This is a genomic window from Sphingomonas echinoides (assembly GCF_029623395.1).
Lineage (GTDB): Bacteria > Pseudomonadota > Alphaproteobacteria > Sphingomonadales > Sphingomonadaceae > Sphingomonas > Sphingomonas echinoides_A.
Genome location: NZ_JAPYKK010000076.1, coordinates 1 through 3,003, shown reverse-complemented (window position 1 = coordinate 3,003; position 3,003 = coordinate 1). Strand labels below are relative to the sequence as shown.

Sequence of the window (3,003 nt, the reverse complement as noted above, 5' to 3'; positions counted from 1 at the left end):
TTGGGTTCGTATCTTAAAATCGGTGCACGCTTTACGTCGTTCTGAAGATGGTAGTTGTTAATCAGGCGTTGCATTTGATCATCCGCCATCTGCGACATTCTGGTTTCCCAGGATTGTCATTGATGGTGGGACTCTCAAGCGCGAATAGAGCAATTAGTATCGGTTAGCTCCATGGATTACTCCACTTCTACATCCGATCTATCAACGTCATGGTCTCTGACGGCTCTATGAAATCTTATCTCGAGGGAGGCTTCCCGCTTAGATGCTTTCAGCGGTTATCCCGTCCATACATAGCTACCCTGCTGCGCCGTTGGCACGACGACAGGTACACCAGAGGTATGTTCAACCCGGTCCTCTCGTACTAGGGTCAACTCCTCTCAAATTTCGACGCCCACGGCAGATAGGGACCAAACTGTCTCGCGACGTTCTGAACCCAGCTCACGTACCACTTTAATTGGCGAACAGCCAAACCCTTGGGACCTGCTCCAGCCCCAGGATGTGATGAGCCGACATCGAGGTGCCAAACAACCCCGTCGATATGAGCTCTTGGGGGTTATCAGCCTGTTATCCCCGGCGTACCTTTTATCCGTTGAGCGATGGCCCTTCCACGAGGGACCACCGGATCACTATGACCGACTTTCGTCTCTGCTCGACTTGTCAGTCTCGCAGTCAGGCGGGCTTATGCCATTGCACTCTAACAGACGGTTTCCAACCGTCCTGAGCCCACCATTGCGCGCCTCCGTTACTCTTTAGGAGGCGACCGCCCCAGTCAAACTACCCGCCACAGAGGGTCCCTGATCCAGTTTCATGGATCGAGGTTAGACATCAGAAACAAACAGGGTGGTATTTCACCTATGGCTCCACGTCAGCTGGCGCCAACGCTTCAAAGCCTCCCACCTATGCTACACAGTTTCTTCCTAATGCCACTCTGAAGCTGCAGTAAAGGTGCACGGGGTCTTTCCGTCTAACCGCGGGAACCCCGCATCTTCACGGGGAATTCAATTTCGCTGAGCATGTCCTGGAGACAGTGGGGAAGTCGTTACGCCATTCGTGCAGGTCGGAACTTACCCGACAAGGAATTTCGCTACCTTAGGACCGTTATAGTTACGGCCGCCGTTTACCTGGGCTTCATTTCAGAGCTTGCACCCCTCCACTTAACCTTCAGGCACCGGGCAGGCGTCAGGCCCTATACGTCGTCTTGAAGCCGACTTAGCAGAGCCCTGTGTTTTTGCTAAACAGTCGCTACCCCCTGGCCTGTGCCCCCAACAAGAGCTTGCGCCTATGTTGGGCCTCCTTCTTCCGAAGGTACGGAGGCAATTTGCCGAGTTCCTTCAGGACACTTCTCTCAAGCGCCTTGGTATACTCTACCTGACCACCTGTGTCGGTTTCGGGTACGGTCTATACGGTGGGGCTATTTCCCGGGACCTCTTCGAGGCCGTCCCAATCCGATAAGGGACGACAACACACGAGATCCGTCACACACCACCAGGCCCACGAATATTAACGTGGTTCCCATCGACTACCCCCTTCGGGCTCGTCTTAGGGGCCGGCTCACCCTGCGCGGATTAGCCTTGCGCAGGAACCCTTGGTCTTTCGGCGAAAGGGCATCTCACCCTTTTTATCGCTACTCATGTCTGCATTCGCACTTCCGATACCTCCACGACCCATTACCAGATCGCTTCACAGGCTTACGGAACGCTCCGCTACCGCGTACCATATAAATGGCACACCCTAAGCTTCGGTGCGTGTCTTGAGCCCCGTTACATCTTCGCCGCAGAACCTCTTGATTAGACCAGTGAGCTGTTACGCTTTCTTTAAAGGATGGCTGCTTCTAAGCCAACCTCCTGGTTGTTTTGGAAGTTCCACATGCTTTCCCACTTAGACACGACTTGGGGACCTTAGCTGTAGGTCAGGGCTGTTTCCCTTTTGACGACGGACCTTAGCACCCGCCGTCTGTCTCCCGGATATCACTCCTAGGTATTCGGAGTTTGGTTAGTGTTGGTAGGTCTCGCGACCCCCGCAACCATCCAGTGCTCTACCCCCTAGGGTGTCCATCCGAGGCACTACCTCAATAGTTTTCGCGGAGAACCAGCTATTTCCCGGCTTGATTGGCCTTTCACCCCTAAGCACAACTCATCCGGTAACTTTTCAACGTTAATCGGTTCGGACCTCCAGTGCATGTTACTGCACCTTCATCCTGGTCATGCATAGATCGCCGGGTTTCGGGTCTAATACATCAAACTCTGGCGCCCTATTCAGACTCGCTTTCGCTGCGCCTACACCTAACGGCTTAAGCTTGCTTGATACATTAAGTCACAGACCCATTATGCAAGAGGTACGCTGTCAGGCCTCAAGGACCCTCCAACTGCTTGTAGGCAATCCGTTTCAGGTACTGTTTCACTCCCCTCATCGGGGTGCTTTTCACCTTTCCCTCACGGTACTAGTTCACTATCGGTCGCATACGAGTATTTAGGCTTAGAGGGTGGTCCCCCTATGTTCAGACAGGATTACACGTGTCCCGCCCTACTCATGTCCTGAAGTCTCACTTTCGCATACGGGGCTGTCACCCGCTATGGCGCCTCTTTCCAAAGGCTTCTGCTAGTTGAACTCCAGGCACTGGCCTGGTCCGCGTTCGCTCGCCACTACTAACGGAATCTCGGTTGATGTCTTTTCCTCCAGCTACTGAGATGTTTCAGTTCGCCGGGTTCGCTTCACGAAAGCTATGTATTCACTTAAGTGATACCTAACCCCATTTAGCGTCGCACCGAGTTGCCTCGATGCGAAGTTAAACGGGATAGGTGGGTTTCCCCATTCGGAAATCTGCGGGTCAAAGGTTGCTCACACCTCACCGCAGCTTATCGCAGCGTGCCACGTCCTTCATCGCCTGTATGCGCCAAGGCATCCACGAATTGCCCTTACCTCACGCTTGAGAGTCCGCACCACCAACAACAACACTGGGCATGATCATGACGATCACGCCGACTCGGCAAGAGCAGAGTTGTC

The 3,003-nt window shown here is 53.6% G+C and carries 1 rRNA gene; it reads right to left on the bottom strand.

The window, feature by feature from the left end:
• Positions 1–133: 133 nt before the first annotated feature.
• Positions 134–2,929, bottom strand: a 23S ribosomal RNA gene (locus tag QBJ92_RS20480).
• Between the last annotated feature and the right edge of the window lie 74 nt (positions 2,930–3,003).